This window comes from Alsobacter sp., from assembly GCF_059501845.1.
The window spans coordinates 16,379-33,199 of record NZ_JCACDK010000016.1 but is presented as its reverse complement, the minus strand read 5'-3'; the positions used below and the strand labels follow the sequence as shown (position 1 = coordinate 33,199).

Here is a 16,821-nt window from a genome sequence, read left to right as displayed (position 1 = left end):
TTTCAGCGATGCGGATGCGACGGGCGGACCGCGTCAAGCGGCGCCGTTCTTCGCGAACGGACCGGCGGACCTTGCGATTTTCCTGCGGAATCGTCGTCATGGGAGTCATCTCCGAGTGCGCGCCCGGTCATGCCGGGCGGGAACGCGCCATGCGTTCCGAGGGCCGCCCGGAACCGGGCAACCGTCGCAGCGCAAAGCCGGGAGAGAAGGCGGGAGGCGGAACGGGCCGCCTCCCGGGCCGCCTCAGCTGCGGCCCGCAGCCCATGCCATGCGGCGGAGCGCCCATCGTGCCATCCGCTCGCCGCGTTCGATCCGGACCGGATCGGAAGAGCGGCGGCCCTCCCGGCGGACTGCGTTCCAGTAGAAGAAAACGGCGCGACGCTCTGCGAGAGACATGCTGCAACCTCATGCTGCGAAGCGGCCGGAACCCGGGCCGCACGGGAGGCGGCCGGAGCCGCATCAACGGAAGAGGCGGCCGGAGCGGAACCCGCAACCCGGGCCGCCACGGCCGCCACAAGAGCGGGGACCGCACGGGCCGCCGCATCAGCTGCGGCCGCAAGCGCGCGGCGAGCGAAGCTGAGGCACGCGAGAATGCGGCCGCGCGCGCTCCAGCAATGCCGGTTGGCGAGCGACAGGGCGGAAGCGAAAAGCCGCACGGCGTCGGAAGTCCGGCCAGCCGCGAGGGCCGCCCTTCCTTCCGCCATCCGTGCGACAATCGCTTGCACCGTTCCGTTCCCTCTTTCGCTCTGAGGCTAAGCCCGTACTCCGCCGGGCCGCCTCTCCTCACTGCTTCCTGTCTCTCCCTCCCTCCCCGTAAGCCCGTCCATGCCGGGCCGGGGAGAGGGCCGCCCGTCCATGCCGGGCCGCCGCGTCTCACGACGCAAAGCGAATATAGGCGCATACGCATCCGCCGACAAGTCCCTTACACAAGCATTCGTGCAGCATCCATCCGCAGTCCATGCCACGCCACAAAGCGGATTAGCAGGCACGCGCGCATGCTCACAGAACGAAAGATAGTCAAGTGTTCATGCGGCCATACCTCTATAGCAGTAGAGAGGCGTGGCACTGCCCGGCCAGCAGCCCAGAGCCCAGGCCCAAAGACCTAAAGGGATGGCCCCTCCGACTTAAAAAAACGGGCCGTAACTAGAGGACCGACGGGGGCGGTCAAACGAATACGGCCTGGGAAACAGCCGTTTGACAGGGATTGCAATTTACGGCACCGCTTCTGGCTATGCGCGAGTATGCGTCGACCAATGGACTTGGTTCCGTCGTTTAGGCGCCTGGCCCTGCCGCGGCTTCAGAGGAAGCAGCGAGACAGAGAGACCAGGGGCAGCCGACACGAAAGGGGCTATGACCAGCGGTGGGCTCGGTTCGCTGCACGGTTCTTGCGTGAAAATCCGTTGTGCCGCTGGCATCAGGCAGCGGATTGCGACGTGCTTGCCGACGTGGTGGACCACATCCTGCCATTGCGGGACTTTCCTGCCCTCCGGCTGCACAGACCGAACGTCCAAGTCCTCTGCCGTGAGTGCCACGGACTGAAGGGCAAGATGGAGGCTTACGCCCGCGAGCGCGGCGAGCTTCATCTCCTCGAGACCTGGTCGGCTGACGAGAGATCGCGCCCCAGGCAATTCCAGCGCCTCCTGGCTCACACGCATGCTGCAACCGCCTGTCCTGACGGTGCGGCCGCGCGCGCTGCCGCTGGGCCGGCTCCAGATCGTCGTGCCGTGGCGGGTGATCTTCCGCGGGACGACGTGGTCTCGGAGCCTGGGCCCGCTCGAGTACGACCTCTTCCTCCTGCTCGCAGCCCGACCGGGCCGGGTGGTGCCGCGGACTGAGATCGTCGACACGCTCTATGGCGACGACCCGAACGGCGGTCCCGACGACACGGTCACGGCGGTCGGCGCGCTCTGCCACAAATTGAACCGGAAGATCTCCTGTCTCCGGCTCATCGTCCGGCAGCAAGGCTTCTGGGCCCGGTTTATCGACGAGAGGGCGCCATGAAGGCCTTCGCCCGCGTCGCTCCCGAGGCGGTTGCCGTGTGCGGCGTGTTCGCCGGCATCTCCCTCGTCTTCTCCCTTTTCGTCTTCCTCACCTGACCCTCCCGGCCGGAGACCCTCACCATGGCTTCGCTGATCTACAACTCGTTCTGGGAGGATCTCGCTCGCGGCGCGATCGACCTGGACACCGACACCTTCAAGGTGATGCTCACCACGAGCACCTACACCGAGGACAAGGACTCGCACCTCAAGCGCTCGTCCGTGACCAACGAGGTGACGGGCACCGGCTACACCGCCGGCGGCGCCTCGACGACGGTGACGGTCACCAAGGACACGGCCAACGATCGCCTCGACGTGACGATCGGCGCGGCCTCCTGGTCGACTGCGACGATCACCGCGCGCAAGGCGGTCATCTACAAGTCCCGCGGCGGCGCTTCGTCGGCGGACGAGCTCGTGGCCGTCATCGACTTTGGTTCGGACGTGGTCTCGTCCGGCGGCACCTGGTCGCTGTCCGCCTCGACGCTGCGCGTCCAGAACTGATCCCGCCGCACTTCTCAGGAGACACCACAATGGCTTCCAGTGCGGAACTCATCGCCCTGCGCGATGCCAAGATCGCCGAGCATCAGAAGCTCGCTGCGAAGAAGGACAAGATCCGGGTCGAGATGGGCGCGGTTGCCCAGGAGATCGTCGAGATCGACCAGCAGATTCGCGAGGCCGAGGGCGCCGAGCGCGCGCTTGCTGCGTCCGGCGCTTCCGGTCAAGCCTGACGCGCCATGCCCTACATCGCGCGCACCGATGGCGGTCTGACCGTCATCGAAATCCGGCAGGGCTCGCTTGCCGACATCGCCGAGGTCGAGCGCGCCAACTGGCGCGACGTGCAGGAAGTGCGCCCCAGCGGGCGCGGCCCGGCGCTCACGGTCAACGGCGACGGCTCGCAGGTCAACCTGGTGTGGCCCGGCGGCAGTGCCGATTCCGCCTGGCAGGCGATGGAACTCAAGGCCTATGCGGCTGAGGTGAGGTGGCAGCGCGCGTCCGGCGGGCTGACCCTGCCCAACGGCGTCAGGGTCGATACCTCCGACGCCTCGCAGGACAAGATCACGGCGGCGCTGCTGATCCTTGAACGGGGGTGGGTGTCGTCGATTTCGTTCAAGGCGGTGTCCGGCTGGGCCACGCTCGACCTCGCCGCCATGACCGGCATCGCCCAGGCGGTGGCGGCCTATGTGCAGGCGTGCTTCGCCGCGGAGAAGGAGTGCCTTGACGCCATCGCGGCGGGCGCCGTGAAGAGCCGCGCTGAAGTCGACGGGTGGGACTGGCCCTGATCCATGGCGACGACTTGGGACGCCTCTAAAAAATCGTCAACGATCACACTGTCCGGTGGCAACCTCATTGCCACCGGTTCGGGTTCGCCTGACAAGTTCGTCCTGACTGTCGATGGGTCGTCGTCGGGAAAGTTCTATTTCGAGGTCGTCGCCACCACGCGCAGCAGCGGCGGGTTCGGCGTCGGCGTCGTGGCGCCGGGAGCGGGGTTCAACCTAGATACCGGCTATTTCGGCGAAAACGGCACCAACAGCATCGGCGCCTATTGGTCCGACAGTCAATGGTACTATGAGCCTGCTGGGTACACGGGCGCGCGCCAGAGTTTCGGGCAAGGGGATCACATCGGCATCGCATTTGATGCCTCGACCCGCACGATATGGTTTCGCAAGAACGGAGGAACCTGGGCCGGCTCGACGCTCAGTGCCGACCCCGCCACGGCCAGCAACGGCCAGGGCATGTCAAGTTCGGGGTCGTCGACCTATTACGCCGCAGTCGCCTGTTCGAACGGCGACGTGTGGACGGGCCAGTTTGCCTCGACATCGTGGACGTATTCGGCCCCCTCGGGTTTTTCGGAACTCGGGGCCGCTGCTGCGACGAAAGCCATCCTGTTGCCCCGCCGCGCCCTTCGCACATTCACCCGGAGATTCTGATGAGCCGCATCTATGCCGTGCCGTACACGGGCACGATCACCGCAGCGGGCACGGATACCGACCTCCTCTCGGTCCAGCCTGCCTCCAACAAGCCCATTCGCCTGCGCGGCTGGTCGATCGGCCAGATTTCCGAGGTGGGCGATGCGGCCGAAGAGGGCGTGCGCATCTCCATCATCCGCCTGCCCGCCACCTTCACGGTCGGCACCGGCGGCGGCGCGGTGACACCTGTTCCGATGAACGTGGCCGATGCCGCCTGCGGCGCCACGGTGCGCTGCAATGACACGACCGTCGCCACCACCTCGGGCACGGCGGTGTTCCTCGGCGAGCACGGATGGAACGAGCGCGGCAGCCCGTGGGAGTTTTGGTATCCGGATGCGGATTATTGCCCGGTGTGCATCAACGGCTCCGGTCTCATCGTGCGGCTTCAGACGACGCTTGCAGATGACATGACGGTCGCCATCACCTTCTATATCGAAGAGTTGTGAGTTTGAGCGGTGGCGATCTGGCTCCGGCGAGGTAGGCGCCCCCGCAAAGGCAAGAGGTTTCTGCCGCCAAGTGCGGTTGCGGCCACCGGCGGCAACGCGTCAGGTCAGGTACTCTCCGCCACCGCGTCCATCGCGACGGCTGGCGCAGCGTCTGGCGGTGCGTCGCAGGCGGGATCCACGCTTTCGGTTACGGCGAGCCTGATCGCCGGCACGGCGTCTGGGAACTCCTCGCAGGCGGGATCGACTCTCTCGGCGACCGCGTCGATCGCGACTGCTGGCGCTGCCATCGGCGGCGCTCTGGCGGCCGGGATCCTCCTAGGCGTGACCGCATCGCTGATCGGCGGCACGGCGACGGGCAACGGGTCTGCCACGGGCCAGGTGCTGTCGGCGACTGCGTCTATCCCGACCGCGGGTTCCGCGACGGGTGGTGCGTCTACCGCAGGCCAGACGCTTTCGGCCACGGCGAGCCTCATTGCGGGCTCGGCGGGCGGTGCCAGCCCAGGTAACGCTTCTGGCGCAACGCTGACGGCCACTGCCTCGCTGATCGCAGGGACGGCGACCGGCGGCGCGGCGGCTTCTGGGACCACGCTGACGGCCACGGCTTCCGTGGCAAGCTCTGGTGGCGCGACGGGTGGTGCGAGCCGGGCAGGGGCGACCCTGACAGCCACGGCCAGCGTCGCGGTCGCGGGCACGGGTACGGGCGGCGCATCGACGGCGGGTCAGACCCTGCCGGTCACGGCGAGCCTGCTTCCGGGCGGCGCGGCGGGCGCGGGAGGCGGCACGGCGGTCGGGCAGACGCTCGGCACGACGGCGTCGCTGATCCCGGGCACGGCCTCTGGTGGCGCGGCACAGGCCGGCACGACCCTGACGGCGACGGCGTCGCTGCTCGCGGGCTCGGGCACGGTCTCTGCCACGGCGACGGGCGTACTCCTCCCGGTCACGGCAAGCCTCACGGCTGGCGCGCGCTCTGGTGGTGCGTCGGTTTCCGGCGCGACGCTCCCTGTAACGGCGTCGATCCTGCCTGGTTCCGCATTCAGCGGGACGGCGGCGCCTGGCGCGACGATCACGGTCACGGCGAGCCTGATCCCGGGCGTGCGCTCGGGTGGAGCGGTAGTCTCCGGTATCGTCCAGCAAGTCGTTGCGGTGTTCCTCCAGGGCATCGCCACGGGGGATGGCTCGGCGGCCGTGCTGGGAACGCCCATCGAGCTCGTCGGACGTCGTGATGGTGTGACGGAGCTCAAAGGTCAGCGGGACGCACGGATCATCGAGTTGAAGGGGATCGTGTGATGCCGGCGACCAACCAGAACGCGCAGATGGTGGCGGGCGACAGCAAGACGCTCGCCTTCAGCTGCCTCGAGGCGGATGGATCCGCGGCGAACCTGGCGGGCTGCACGCTGCGCTGGTGGGTGGGCCGTAACCCGAAGGCCCGCGGCACCAGCGTCCTGTTGAAGAAGACCACGAGCAGCGGCATCTCATTGGCAAGCGCCAGCCGTGTGCTCGTGGCGATCGCGCCGGCGGATACGGTCAGCCTGCCGCCGGGCACCTACTATCACGAGCTCGAGGCCATCGACACGGGTGGCAACGTCGACACGCTCGCGCGCGGCTCGCTGACCATCGAGCCGACGCTCATCGTCTGAGGTTGCGTTATGGGCCGTCCTGCACTCACAGACGCTGCGAAGCTCGCCAAGGGCACATTCGATCCGCGCTATTCCGAAGAGGCGCGCGCGGAGCGTTCCGGGCAGACGGTTGTCGCGTTTCCGACTCTGCAAGAGATCCCGGAGTGCCGGTTTCCGCTGGAGCCCGGCGGTATCGGACAACAGACCTACGATCGCTTGATCCGCACGCTTCATGAGCAGGGTCGGCTGACGATGCTGACCCACATGAAAGTGGAAATCCTTGCTGCTGGGATGGAGGATCTCCGCAACAAGATGGCGAGCGGCATGCGGGTGCCGGCTGGTCTGCCTTCGCGGCTGATGACGTCGATTGCCGAGCTCGAGCGCGAAAGCGTCGACCGGGCCTTCAACGGCTCGTCGGTCAAGGGCCAGGAGAACAAGTTTCTGTCCAACGGGTTCGCCGCCCGGCGCCGCTGATGGCTCGCAAGAGGACGTTGGGCAAGACGCCCGGGACGAAGGGGCGGACGAGCCGGGCGGACTACGAGTTCTGGCCGCGGGTTCCCATCGAGGTCTCGCCGGGCGTCACCGAGGAGTTCACCGACTTCTGCGGCATCGCGCTCGACCATGCCAAGCGGCTGGTGGACGGGCTGGAGCCTGCCTGCCGGTGGGTGAAGCTGGCGGCAGAGCGATACCTGGAGATGCGCCGGATCGCGGGCACCGCGGCGGCGAGCTTCCACTGGTCGCCGGCCCATGTGGTCGACGTGTGCTCCTTCCTGGAGAAGCTGCCGCACGTCGAGGGCTCGCAGTGGACGAGGTCCGGTCCGGTCCGGCTCGAGCCTTGGCAGTGCTTCGTGGTGTCGGCGATCTACGGGTTCCGGCGCAACGGCTCGGGTGTCCGGCTGGTCCGCGACGTCCTGGTCGTCATCCCGCGCAAGAGCGGCAAGAGCCTGCTGACGGCGGGTCTCGGGCACTACGCGCTGACGTGCGAGGGTGAGGACGGCCCGTCGATCTATATCGGCGCCCGCACCGTGGATCAGGCCCGCAAGGTCTTCGATCCGATGGTGAAGATGATCAAGAAGGAGCCGCTGCTGGCGGAGGCCTTCGGTCTCAAGGATCTGACGAAGAAGATCCGCTGCTCGGCCACGCTCGGCGAGGTGCAGCTGATCACACAGGTTGCGGAGACGCAGGACGGCCACAACCCGCACATGGTCATCCTCGAGGAGCTCCATGCGCAGGAGGAGGGCCTCTTCCATGTGATGAGCTCTTCGCAGGCCGCGCGTGAGAACCCGTTGCTGTTCAAGATCACGACGGCCGGCCGTGTGGCTGCCGGGATCTGCTGGGACCAGATCAAGGCTGCGGAGAGGGTGCTGGAGGGCCTGCATCGCCAGGACGACCTCTTCGCCATCATCTACACGGTCGACAAGGACGACGACCTCTGGGTCGAGAAGACCTGGATCAAGGCCAACCCGATGTGGGGCGTCTCGGTCTCGCCTGAGAAGGTCCGGGAGGACGTCTCGAAGGCGCTGAACAACCCGAGCGCGCAGGCGGAGTTCCTCCGCACGCGCCTCAACGTTTGGTCGAATGCGGGTGCGCGGCTGGTCGAGCCGGGCAGCTGGGCGGCCTGCGTCGACCCGAAACTGGACATCGATGCCTTCCGCGGCCGCAAGGTCTGGATCGGCGTCGACCTGGCCAGCCGGCGGGACATGGCGGCGACGGTGGTGATCGTGGAGGACGGCGAGGACATCTGCGTCTTCCCGCGCTTCTACATCCCAAGCGATTGCCCTGCGCTCCTGGATCCGGATTTGACCGGCATGTATCAGGCCTGGATGAAGGCCGGGCACGTGATCGAGACCGGGCCCGGGATGATCGACTTCGACGTGATCGAGGCTGACATCCGGGAGGACGCGAAGTTCTTCGACGTCGAGGTGGTGGCCTTCGATCCCTACCAGGCGCAGCAGCTGGCTCAGAACCTGGCGAAAACGGGCATCAACGTGGTGCTCTTCGCCAACTCGGCGCGGAACATGACCGAGCCGACCGACGACTTCGTGGCGCGGGTGTCGACCGAGACGCTCCGGCACGACGGCAACCCTGTCCTCGAGTGGCACGCCATGAACGTGGTCGCCTACCGCGACCAGAAGGGCAACGTGCTGCCGAAGAAGGACGCGCCGAACTCGAAGCACAAAATCGACGGGATCCACGCCCTCGTCTTCGCGAACGGCTGCCGCCTCCAGGGCAAGAAGCCGGACAAGAAGAAAGAGCGGCTGCACGTCTACACCCAACGAGGCGTCCACGGCGCCTCCGAGCCCCAGCAGAGAGGTTGACCCCATGGCTGACATAACCGCCCTTCTTCCCGACGAGTCGGGCCTCCTTGCCGCTGCTGGCTCCACGGCGACGGCTGCCGGCGGCGACGCCGTGCCCGTCCTCAACGACGGCTCGGCCTACCTGATCGCCTTCCGCAACGGCCACACCGTCGCCATCCCGGTGACGCTGGTCGGGCAGGCTGGCACGCAGGTCATTCCCGGCTTCGGCAAGATGACCAAGCCGAACCAGTCAATCACGGTCGCGGCCAACGGCGGCTGGGGCTTCTTCAAGCTCGATAAGGACGAGCTTTCGGCGTACATGGACGCGAACGGCAAGCTCCAGTTCACCTACACTTCGCACAACGTGGCGCTGCTGATGGTGCCCATCAAGATCGTCCTCTGAGGTCGGTCCGATGAGCCGCCGCCGCAGCAGGCATAAGGTCTCGGGTGCTCCCGAGGCTTCGGTCCCCGCCCGGGCCAAGGACACCGTCATCTCGACGTGGTCCGGCCCTGGCGGCTCCTGGCAGACCCTTGCGGATCTGCTGGGCAAGTCCGGCCTGTCGCGGCCTGCGACGATGCAGGAGGCGCTGCGCAACAGCGCCTTCCTCCTCGCCTGCGATGTCATCGCCCAGGACATTGGGAAGGCCACCTTCCGGATGTTCAAGAAGGTCGATGACGACCGCCGGGAAGAGGTGAAGCCGAAGGACCACCCGATCTCTCGGATGCTGGCCCTCGACCCGAACGCCTATCACACGTGGGCGGACTTCTGGGACATGACGATCCGCTACTTCGCGGCCACCCAGAATGCCTTCGTGGCCAAGCGGATCACATACCGCGGCGACCTGCGGGCGCTGATCCCGATCATTCCGTCGCGCGTGACCACGCTCGTCTACAAGCAGACCGGCGAGCTCTTCTACGACGTGGCACGGTCGAACTCCTTCGAGGAGGCGATCCTCTCCGACTTCGGGCCGCGGCTGCGTTCGGAGCAGATGCTGCACATCCGCGGCAGGCTCCTGGACGGCGTGAACGGCTACTCGACCCTGGCTGCCGGCGCGGACTCGCTCGACGCCGCCAAGGCGATCTCTGACTACCAGCGGAACCTCTTCCAGCAGGGCGCGCGTCAGTCGGTGGCTTTCTCGCTCTCGGAGGACGCTGAGCTCTCCGAGCCTCAGTTCGCCCGGCTGCGCTCGCAGTTCCGTGAGATGCTCAACAAGGCGTTGTCGGGCGAGTCGCCGCTGGTGCTCGAGAACGGCACCACCGTGCAGACCCTGTCCATGACGGCCAAGGACAGCGAAGTCGCGGTCGCTGCCAAGAACGCCATCAGCGAGGTGTCCCGGCTCTTCCGGATGCCGCCGCACAAGCTGATGCACTTCGACGCGGTGAAGTACGAGAACATGGACGCGGCCGAGCGGACCTACGTGTCCGACAGCCTGGTCCCGACGGCCAAGCGCATCGAGGCGGCCTTCGCCCGCGCGCTCCTGACCGAGGACGAGCGGCTGGAATACTGCTTCGAGTTCGATCGCAGCGAGATGGCGGCGGTGGACGTCAAGACCCGCGCCGAGATCGCGAAGATCGGCGTCCAGGCGGGGGCCCTGACGCTGGACGAGGCCCGCCGGGAGCTCGGCGACTACGACCCGCTTCCGAACGACTCCGGCAAGGTCCGCGCGATCCCGGTCAACATCACCCTCGTCGACGAGAAGAACGATCCCGTCATGGAAGGCCAGGCCGGAGCGCCGGAAGACAACGCCGGCGGCGGCCAGAGCGCCGATCCGGGGCAGCAGCCTGCCACCCCGCCGAAGGAGCCCGCGAAGCTCCTCCTGCTCAAGAAGTGAGGCACCGATGCCCGAGCGCACCATCTCCGTCGACGAGTTCCTGTCCAAGCGCGGGTCGCCGGACGGCCGCTTCCACAAGGCGTCCAAGGCACCTGCCAGCTGGTCGGACAACAACCGGTCGGCGACGTTCACCATGTCGACGCAGCAGGAGGACCGGGACGGCGACATCGTCTTCACGGCCGGCATCGACATCACCGAGTTCATGAAGAACCCGGTGGCGCTTCCCTTCCACAAGAGCCGCGACTTCCCGATCGGCACGTGGGGCGACCTGACCAAGGGCCCGGCGCAGCTGGACGGGGTGCTGACCTTCCTGGATGCGGGCGTCGACGAGACGGCCGACAAGATGGCGGCGATGGTGAAGTCGGGCGTCATGCGCGCCTGCTCCATCGGGTTCATCCCGAAGGACATCGCGATCCGGACCATGGAAGACGGGACGCCGACCTGGTCCTACGAGATCCGGGCATGTGAATTGGTCGAGTGCTCGGTGGTGCCGATCCCGTCGAATCCTGGCGCGCTGGTGAAGTCAGCCGACGGCGACATGCGGCTGGCCAAGGAGCTCCTCGAGGAGGTGCTCGACACCTGGGCGAAGACGCCCGATGGCCTGCTGGTCCCGCGCGCCGAGTACGAGCGCACCTACAAGACGGTGGTGGAGCGCATCGCTCCGAAGACCACCGAGGAGATCGTCGAGGAGATCGTCGAGCGCCGCGAGGCCTCGCTGGTCGAGCGGATCAAGGCGGCCTTCGGCATCAAGAAGACCGAGGAGAAGTCGGTCGAGAAGGTCGAGGAGAAGGCTCCGGCCATCTCCGACGAGGAGATCGATGACCGGGCCGCCAAGGCCATGGCGAAGATCGCCGCGGTCAAGGCGCGCGCCGCCTGACAACCAATTCCCGCAAGGGATGAACCGCCCCGCGAGGGGCGAAGCCTGGGGCTCCCATGTCGGGGGCCCTTTCGCTTTAGCGCAACCCCAGCAGCATCGGAGATTAAAATGACGCTGGAGCAGCTTCGCGCTCGCCTGAAGGAACTCACCGGGGCGAGTGAGCAGATCGTGTCCAAGGCATCGGCGGAAAGCCGCCGCCTGACCGTGGAGGAGCTCGACGGCCTCGAGGCGACCGCCAAGGAGGTCGAGACCATCGAGCGCGAGATCAAGGCCCTGGAGCGCGTTGCCGTTTCCAAGGCTGCGGCCGCGGTGCCTGCCACGGCTACGCAGGAGGCGACTGTCCTGCACGCCGAGGTCAAGAAGGATCTCAAGGCCACCGAGAAGCTGGGCATCATGTGCCTCAGCCTCCTGAAGGCCAAGTCGGAAGGTGGCGGCAACGCCCTCCACTATATGGAAGAGATGGGCTACGGCGATCTCGCCAAGGAGATCTCGACCTTCCGCAAGACGCTCAACGTCTCGAACGCGGCCGCCGGCGGCATCGTTGTGCCGACGCCGGTGTCGTCCGAGCTCGTCGAGCTCCTGCGGCCGAATACGGTCTTTCTCCAGGGCGGCCCGACGCGCATCGAGATGCCGAACGGCTCCTTCAAGATGCCGCGCGCGGTCTCCGGCTCCTCCGCCTCGTACTCGTCCGAGGCCGAGCCTGCCGCCCGCACCGAGCCGACGTTCGGTTCGATCGAGATGACCGCCAAGACCCTCAAGGCGATCGTCCCGGTCACGAACGACTTCCTCAACTGGTCGCTGGCCTCTGCACAGTCGTTCGTCACGAGCGACCTGGTGGCGGCCATGTCCGAGAAGATGGACACCGCGATGTTCCGCGGTGACGGTCTCCAGGGCAACCCGCTCGGCCTGTTCAACGTGGCCGGCATCACGTCCAATCCCGCGGTCAACTCGACCACGCCGACCATCGCGAACATCGACTCCGATGCCCGCAAGTGCATGAACGGCCTGCTGCTCAACTACGTCCCGGCCAATTCGGCGAAGTGGGTCATGTCGCAGCGCTCGTTCGGCTACTTGCAGGACATTCGCGACGGCAACGGCAACCTGGCCTATCCCTCGCTCCAGGGTGCCAACCCGACGTTCAAGGGCTTCCCGGTCCTGGTCACGACCAACCTGCCGACCAACCTGGGAGGCGGCACGGACGAGACCTTCATCGCGTTCATCGGCTTCCAGCACGTCCTGTTCGGCGAGGCTGGCCCGATCACTCTGGCGTCCTCCTCGGAGGGCATGATCGAGAACGGCTCCTCGCCGATCTCGCTCTTCCAGCGTGGCATGACCGCGATCCTCGCGACTGCCCAGCACGACATCGGCCTGCGTCAGCTCAAGGCCGTTTCCGTGCTGACCGCAGTTCGCTGGTAAGCGCGCGATGCCGTCCGAAATCGGGCTCGTGCCCGTCAGGTTCTTGCGGACCTGGCGGGCATACTACACCCACGACGTGGCTGGGTTCACTGCTGAGCAGGCCCAGACCATCGTGGAGTCGGGGGCCGCCGAATACGTCGACCCTGACGACGTCCCCGCCAAGCCCGCGGGAGAAGAGCCGATCCCGGCACATGATGGCGACGGCGACCATGACGCCGCCGCTGGTGAAGACGACGCTGATGCCGATGCCGGCGATGGCGACGACGACGCCTCCGATTCCGACCAGACCGTCGAGATCCCCGACGGCTGGGAGGAGCTCCACCACACCAAGCGCAAGATGATCGCGTCGAAGATCGCGGGCCGTGCCGTCACGACCAGCGAGGAAGCGAACGAGATCATCGAGGCTGAAATCCAGCGCCGCGCGGCGGCCTGAAGGAGAACACGATGTCGATCTCTGGAAAGCGGAACGGCGGCGCCTACGCGCGCTCTGAGTACGCGGCGAACGGCTCTGCCACCGCCGCCGGTGCTGGTGACAACACCGTCGTCAACGGTGCATGGGTGTCCCGCAAGGGTGCGAGCGGCGTCTACAAGAGCGCCAAGCTGGTCATCACCTTCGACGCGGCCATCAACGCGGCGGAATCCCTCTCCTTCGCGGTGAAGCTGCGCGATGCCACCTCGTCCGGCGGTGCCGGCGCGGCTGACGTCGCGGCCACGCACATCAACCCGAACGTGGCCTACCCGGCGACGATCGTGGCTTCCGGTGCGGCAACGAAGTCGTCGATCGAGTTCGACTTCAATCTGGAGACCTGCCGCGAGTTCATCGGCTGCCAGATCACGCCGGACCTGTCGCGCTCCGCCACCGACACGGTGGTCTGGCAGGCTTCGTGGGTCTTCTTTGGCCCCGAGCGCCAGCCCGTCTCCAAGTCGCTCGTCTGAGCGGCCTTGTGAGCAAGGACCGCGGCGGGTTTCTCGTCCCCGCCGCGGTCCCCAGATCATCCGGAGAGCGCCATGGACCTTCAGGCGACCAGCACCGTCGATGACGGGCAGATCCTCAGTCTGCTCACGGTCGAGGAGCTCAAGAAGTCCAAGCGCATCTCGCACTCGATGGAAGACGACTTCCTCGAGGACTGCATTCTCACGGCTTACGCCTACTTCGACGGGATCGACGGATGGCTGCGGCGCAGCATCCTGCCGCGCACCTACGTGCTGAAGCGCGCCACGCTCCCTGAGTCCTTCGAGCTTCCGATCGGCCCGCTGGTCGCTGTCGGCAGCATCTCCGCGCTCAACAGCGCACAGACCGCCTACACGACGGTCGCGAGCACGGTCTACCTGACGGTGAATGGTCACGTGCCGACCGTCTCGCTCATCCCTGGGCAGTCCTGGCCCTCGCTCGAGGATCATCCTCAGGCGGCCCAGATCCAATTCACGGCGGGCTGGGCGCTCGCCGACGTGCCGCGTGGCGTCCGGGCGGCCATCCGCCTCCTGGCGGGCTCTCTCTACGATCACCGCGAGGCCGACTTCGAGGACCAGCGCGTCTCCTATGTGAGCCGCAAGATCGAGTACGGCATGGAGCGCTTCGCCGGCCGTTACCGGGTGCTCAACGACTCCGTGGATCCGGCCTGATGCGTGCGGGCAAGCGCAACACGCCGGTCGAGATCCTCGTCCGGATGGACACGGTCGACGCGATCGGCCAGCCATCCACCGAGTTCGTGGTGTGGCGCCAGATCTGGGCGGAGTTCACACCGCTTCGTGGTGGAGAGACCCGCGAGGGCTCCGAGGTGCTGAGCCAGCCCACCGCGAACTTCCGCTTCGACTGGTGGGATGTGATGGAGCCGGACAGCGGCGGCTCGGTCCTGACCACCGCCATGCTCTTCCGGGTCGACGGGCTCCTGTTCGACATCGACGTGATCCACGCCGATCGCAACCAGCGCTCGCAGGTCCGTTGCATCGGCGTCCAGAAGCGCCTCGGCGTCTGATGGCTGCCCGGTACGGCGTACGAGGCTCGGCGGAGCTCGCCATGGCCTTCCGGCAGGCTGCGGCATCCATCACGCCGGCGGCCAGGCGCAAGGCCCGGCAGGCCGCGCTGGAGCCGATCAAGGAAGCGGCGAAGACCTACCTCCAGCTGAATGGCTCGGTGGTGACGGGCGCGCTGATGCAGTCTCTGGCCATCGGCGAGAGCCCGGACCGGCGCGAGGCTTCGATCCTGGGTCAGACCACGGGCAAGGTGCGGGGCTACTTCCCGTCCAAGTACGCCCACCTCGTCGAATACAGCGTGCGGGCACACTGGCAGCCGCGGCGCTTCGGCGGGATCATGCATCCCGGCCATCCCGGCTACCCGTTCATGCGGCCCGCTCTCGAGGACGCCAAGGACGAGGCCGCGAAGGTCTACTTCACGATGATCGGCCAGGTGATCATGGCATCCGCTGCTCGCAGCGGCGGTGGCGGGCGGAGGCGTGCGCGATGAAGTCTTGCAGCCCTGTCCTGCGGTCGATGCTGGCCACCTACACGCCGCTGAAGGCTCTGGTCGGCAACCGGATCTACTGGCAGCAGGCGCTCCAGAACGCCGAGTACCCGCACATCGTCCTGAAGGACATCGCCAACAGTCTGACGCCGACGCTGGACAGCACCCGCGGGCCGTCCGCGCGGCGCGTGTCAATCGAGTGCAGGGCACCGACCTATCTCGTGGCCGAGAACATCGGCGAGCTCGTCCTGCAACGGCTGGAACCGTTCCGCGGCACCTACGAGTCGCTGCTCTTCACCGCGATCATCCCGGTCAGCGACGTGGCCCTGTTCGAGGACACCAGCGGCGTCCACAGCCGGGCTATCGACTTCCGCGTCCACTACTCGTGAGGCAACCCGACATGGCGAAGAAAGAGACGCCGGAGGCCGAGAAGACCTTGGCCGACGCTAAGACGCTCGCGGCACAGCCCGACGCGGTCTCGAATGACGAGTGGGGCAAGCGCGCCTCCGCTGCTGCGCTCGCCGCACCGGCCACGTCCACCCGCTGCAATCCCGACGAGTGCGAGCTCGTCTCCAAGCCCTGGGCCCGCAAGGACCATTGGGCCTGCGAGAAGTGCGGCTTTTCGACCTTCTCGAGGGATGAGGCGACCGCCCGCCGGCCGTCGCTGAACTCGTAACGCTGCCCAAGGCTTAGGAGAACCATCATGGCAAGTGTGAAGTCCATTGGCGCCGGCACCCTCCTCCAGATGGATGATGGTCTCGGCACCTACACCGCGATCGCGGAGATCGTGTCGATCGGCGAGCTCACCCGTGAGCGTCCGGAGGTCGACGCGACGAACCTGTCTTCGACCTCGCGCGAGTATGTCGCTGGTCTGACGGTGCCGCCGGAGTTCGACATCGAGTGCCACATGCTGCTGGAGAACGCGACCCACGATCATCTGACGGGTCTGACGTATCTCTTCAACAACGGCATCACCCGCAACTTCCGTCTGCGGCCTGTGAACGAGACGAAGTACCTCCAGTTCCAGGCGTTCGTGAAGGCCCACACTTACGGGCCCTTCGAGCTCGAGCAGACGAAGCGGATGAAGATCCGGTTCAAGGTGACCGGCTCCATCACGGTGGTCTGATCCAGCCATGCACAATCCCATGGCGAACGAGGTGCCCTTCCCCCTCGCGGGGGAGGGCGCTGTTCTGCGTTTCCGGACGGGCGATCTGGTCCGGCTGCGCGGCAAGTACGGGGCTCCGCTCAACGAGCCTCCGAAGTACGACGACCGCGGCCGGAGGATCGACTTCTTCTGGCAGGTCATCATCGTCGGCGTCGAAAGCCAGGATCCTGCGGTCGTCACCGACTGCTTGCGGATCGGGCTGAAGCAGGCCGACGGCAAGACGCCGCTGGAGCTCGATTGGGAAGACCTCCCATTCCCGCTGCAAGCGGCTGAGGCGGAGCTCCTCGACGCGCTGTTCCTGGCGCGCTGGGGCAAGTCCGCGTCACAGTTGGCCGAGGACATGCGCAAGGCTGCCGAGGAGGCGGCCGAGAACGCGGACCCTCTGGCGAGCCCGGAGATGGACGAGACGAGTTCGACCGACTCCTCCGGGCTGGATACCGAGCCGGCCTGAAGCCGGACGAGATGTGGGGGCTCACTCCCGCAGAGATCGCCCGGTTTGCTGAAGAGATCTTTGACTATCGCGATGATGAGCGTCTGGTCGCGGCCAACCTCATCGGATGCGGTTTCAACGACCCGAAGCAGCTGTCGAAGCTGCTGAAGGAGAAGGACGCGCGCAAGGCCGCAGCCCGGCCGGTGCAACGTGTCCAGAGTATCGCCGGCCTCGTGTCGGTCTTCCAACGTGGCGGCGCGGTAGTGGAGAGAGGCTGA

Annotated in this window: 25 protein-coding genes; 24 read left to right on the top strand and 1 reads right to left on the bottom strand. The window is 66.7% G+C overall.

The window, feature by feature from the left end; all coding sequences use genetic code 11:
• Window positions 1–1,653 precede the first annotated feature (1,653 nt).
• The 6 genes from AC5JCN_RS13495 to AC5JCN_RS13470 all read left to right on the top strand — a co-directional run bounded on the left by AC5JCN_RS13495 (window position 1,654) and on the right by AC5JCN_RS13470 (window position 4,449).
• Window positions 1,654–2,001, top strand: coding sequence for a winged helix-turn-helix domain-containing protein (locus AC5JCN_RS13495; protein WP_495755591.1), 348 nt, complete (start codon window positions 1,654–1,656; stop codon window positions 1,999–2,001).
• Window positions 2,002–2,120: 119 nt separating this feature from the next.
• Window positions 2,121–2,537, top strand: coding sequence for a hypothetical protein (locus AC5JCN_RS13490; RefSeq protein WP_495755590.1), 417 nt, complete (start codon window positions 2,121–2,123; stop codon window positions 2,535–2,537).
• Between the two features lie 29 nt (window positions 2,538–2,566).
• Entirely contained in the window at window positions 2,567–2,764 is a 198-nt protein-coding gene (locus AC5JCN_RS13485; protein WP_495755589.1) for a hypothetical protein, read from the top strand.
• Window positions 2,765–2,770: 6 nt separating this feature from the next.
• Entirely contained in the window at window positions 2,771–3,316 is a 546-nt protein-coding gene (locus tag AC5JCN_RS13480) for a DUF4376 domain-containing protein (RefSeq protein ID WP_495755588.1), read from the top strand.
• Between the two features lie 3 nt (window positions 3,317–3,319).
• The gene (locus AC5JCN_RS13475) at window positions 3,320–3,964 is read left to right on the top strand and encodes an SPRY domain-containing protein (RefSeq protein ID WP_495755587.1); all 645 of its coding nucleotides are present in this window, start codon (window positions 3,320–3,322) and stop codon (window positions 3,962–3,964) included.
• Window positions 3,964–4,449 (top strand): hypothetical protein, encoded by a 486-nt coding sequence (locus AC5JCN_RS13470; RefSeq protein ID WP_495755586.1) that lies wholly within the window; start codon window positions 3,964–3,966, stop codon window positions 4,447–4,449. Before AC5JCN_RS13475 ends, AC5JCN_RS13470 begins: the two co-directional genes overlap by 1 nt.
• A 104-nt stretch (window positions 4,450–4,553) precedes the next feature.
• Here AC5JCN_RS13470 and AC5JCN_RS13465 read toward each other — a convergent pair whose 3' ends face one another.
• Window positions 4,554–4,736 (bottom strand): hypothetical protein, encoded by a 183-nt coding sequence (locus tag AC5JCN_RS13465; protein ID WP_495755585.1) that lies wholly within the window; start codon window positions 4,734–4,736, stop codon window positions 4,554–4,556.
• A 34-nt stretch (window positions 4,737–4,770) separates the two neighbouring features.
• Between AC5JCN_RS13465 and AC5JCN_RS13460 the strand changes: the two genes are divergently transcribed.
• The 18 genes from AC5JCN_RS13460 (at window position 4,771) to AC5JCN_RS13375 (ending at window position 16,821) form a co-directional block, all read left to right on the top strand.
• Window positions 4,771–5,736, top strand: a complete 966-nt coding sequence (locus AC5JCN_RS13460; RefSeq protein ID WP_495755584.1) for a hypothetical protein — start codon at window positions 4,771–4,773, stop codon at window positions 5,734–5,736.
• Window positions 5,736–6,086: a hypothetical protein gene (locus AC5JCN_RS13455; protein WP_495755583.1), complete on the top strand. Its 351-nt coding sequence runs from the start codon at window positions 5,736–5,738 to the stop codon at window positions 6,084–6,086. Before AC5JCN_RS13460 ends, AC5JCN_RS13455 begins: the two co-directional genes overlap by 1 nt.
• 9 nt (window positions 6,087–6,095) lie before the next feature.
• Window positions 6,096–6,539 (top strand): hypothetical protein, encoded by a 444-nt coding sequence (locus AC5JCN_RS13450; RefSeq protein ID WP_495755582.1) that lies wholly within the window; start codon window positions 6,096–6,098, stop codon window positions 6,537–6,539.
• Window positions 6,539–8,383: a terminase large subunit gene (locus AC5JCN_RS13445; protein WP_495755581.1), complete on the top strand. Its 1,845-nt coding sequence runs from the start codon at window positions 6,539–6,541 to the stop codon at window positions 8,381–8,383. Before AC5JCN_RS13450 ends, AC5JCN_RS13445 begins: the two co-directional genes overlap by 1 nt.
• Before the next feature lie 4 nt (window positions 8,384–8,387).
• Window positions 8,388–8,765: a hypothetical protein gene (locus tag AC5JCN_RS13440; RefSeq protein ID WP_495755580.1), complete on the top strand. Its 378-nt coding sequence runs from the start codon at window positions 8,388–8,390 to the stop codon at window positions 8,763–8,765.
• A 10-nt stretch (window positions 8,766–8,775) separates the two neighbouring features.
• Entirely contained in the window at window positions 8,776–10,194 is a 1,419-nt protein-coding gene (locus AC5JCN_RS13435) for a phage portal protein (protein ID WP_495755579.1), read from the top strand.
• A gap of 7 nt (window positions 10,195–10,201) precedes the next feature.
• Window positions 10,202–11,071 (top strand): HK97 family phage prohead protease, encoded by an 870-nt coding sequence (locus AC5JCN_RS13430; protein ID WP_495755578.1) that lies wholly within the window; start codon window positions 10,202–10,204, stop codon window positions 11,069–11,071.
• Between the two features lie 108 nt (window positions 11,072–11,179).
• The gene (locus AC5JCN_RS13425; protein WP_495755577.1) at window positions 11,180–12,487 is read left to right on the top strand and encodes a phage major capsid protein; all 1,308 of its coding nucleotides are present in this window, start codon (window positions 11,180–11,182) and stop codon (window positions 12,485–12,487) included.
• 7 nt (window positions 12,488–12,494) lie between these two features.
• Window positions 12,495–12,920 carry a hypothetical protein gene (locus tag AC5JCN_RS13420; protein ID WP_495755576.1) on the top strand — a complete coding sequence of 142 codons (426 nt, stop codon included), beginning with the start codon at window positions 12,495–12,497 and terminating at the stop codon, window positions 12,918–12,920.
• An 11-nt stretch (window positions 12,921–12,931) separates the two neighbouring features.
• Complete coding sequence (locus tag AC5JCN_RS13415; RefSeq protein WP_495755575.1) at window positions 12,932–13,423, top strand: hypothetical protein; 492 nt, start codon at window positions 12,932–12,934, stop codon at window positions 13,421–13,423.
• 72 nt (window positions 13,424–13,495) lie between these two features.
• Window positions 13,496–14,110, top strand: a complete 615-nt coding sequence (locus tag AC5JCN_RS13410) for a head-tail connector protein (protein WP_495755574.1) — start codon at window positions 13,496–13,498, stop codon at window positions 14,108–14,110.
• Window positions 14,110–14,463: a head-tail adaptor protein gene (locus AC5JCN_RS13405; protein WP_495755573.1), complete on the top strand. Its 354-nt coding sequence runs from the start codon at window positions 14,110–14,112 to the stop codon at window positions 14,461–14,463. The genes AC5JCN_RS13410 and AC5JCN_RS13405 overlap by 1 nt, the downstream gene beginning before the upstream one ends.
• Window positions 14,464–14,504: 41 nt before the next feature.
• Window positions 14,505–14,951, top strand: coding sequence for a hypothetical protein (locus AC5JCN_RS13400; protein WP_495755572.1), 447 nt, complete (start codon window positions 14,505–14,507; stop codon window positions 14,949–14,951).
• Window positions 14,948–15,337 carry a tail completion protein gp17 gene (gene gp17 / locus AC5JCN_RS13395; protein WP_495755571.1) on the top strand — a complete coding sequence of 130 codons (390 nt, stop codon included), beginning with the start codon at window positions 14,948–14,950 and terminating at the stop codon, window positions 15,335–15,337. Before AC5JCN_RS13400 ends, gp17 begins: the two co-directional genes overlap by 4 nt.
• Before the next feature lie 11 nt (window positions 15,338–15,348).
• A complete protein-coding gene (locus AC5JCN_RS13390) occupies window positions 15,349–15,624 on the top strand; it encodes a hypothetical protein (RefSeq protein ID WP_495755570.1) in 276 nt (91 codons plus the stop codon).
• A 27-nt stretch (window positions 15,625–15,651) separates the two neighbouring features.
• Window positions 15,652–16,074, top strand: coding sequence for a hypothetical protein (locus AC5JCN_RS13385; RefSeq protein ID WP_495755569.1), 423 nt, complete (start codon window positions 15,652–15,654; stop codon window positions 16,072–16,074).
• A 7-nt stretch (window positions 16,075–16,081) separates the two neighbouring features.
• Window positions 16,082–16,564, top strand: coding sequence for a hypothetical protein (locus AC5JCN_RS13380; protein ID WP_495755568.1), 483 nt, complete (start codon window positions 16,082–16,084; stop codon window positions 16,562–16,564).
• Between the two features lie 11 nt (window positions 16,565–16,575).
• Entirely contained in the window at window positions 16,576–16,821 is a 246-nt protein-coding gene (locus AC5JCN_RS13375) for a hypothetical protein (protein WP_495755567.1), read from the top strand.